Origin of the sequence: Bacteroides caecigallinarum (assembly GCF_021531075.1) — a bacterium.
Taxonomy (GTDB): Bacteria; Bacteroidota; Bacteroidia; order Bacteroidales; family Bacteroidaceae; genus Phocaeicola; species Phocaeicola caecigallinarum_B.
Map to the genome: position 1 here is coordinate 1 of NZ_JADYTJ010000149.1, position 606 is coordinate 606.

1 protein-coding gene and 1 pseudogene are annotated in these 606 nt (G+C 46.5%); both read right to left on the reverse strand.

What is annotated here, in order from left to right:
- On the reverse strand, nucleotides 1-237 hold a 237-nt coding region (locus tag I6E11_RS15530), incomplete at its 3' end, for a hypothetical protein (RefSeq protein WP_235338848.1).
- Nucleotides 234-606: pseudogene (locus I6E11_RS15535) on the reverse strand (hypothetical protein); the annotation flags it as partial. The gene I6E11_RS15530 and the pseudogene I6E11_RS15535, both read right to left, overlap by 4 nt.

Genomic DNA, 606 nt, shown 5'->3' on the forward strand with positions numbered 1-606 from the left:
TTCAACCTGTCGGGTGATCATATCACAGAATTTCTGGCCGTTTTCTTCCTCACCCCTGAAATAGGCGGCCATCATCAGCAGGTTCTTGTTGTAATAATGCACCCATTTGTCATGGAAATGTGCGCCGAGAACCTGTCCGAATGTTTCCTGAAACAGTTCCAGGGTCAGATCCTCGTCCTGTCTCCTGTTGTATTCCCATATTGCCAGAAGCAGCATGTCATTGTAATTCAGTCTCATATTGCGTTGGTATTTGAAATGGCCATTATGATGTTGCAGCAACCGATTTTCCAGACATTCTCCTTCAGCTTTCCGTTGTTTACCAGTCTGTCGTATGCCTCATGCACAAACCTGTATGCAGGCGAATCATATCCGATACCGTGCAGATGTGATGTCGTCGCCACATTTATCCGTGATGCCATCATGGAAAGTATGTCCTCTTTCCCTGCCCGGCGGTTGCTGAAGGCATCCAGTATATTCCGGTGGATGCACATTCCGTATCTGGCACGGTAATATTCCATTTCTTCTTCATCGGTGAAGGAATACACCTCTTCCGCTATCGTATCCTTTACAAGACGGAATGTACGGCCTCCTTTTTTCAGTATGGCT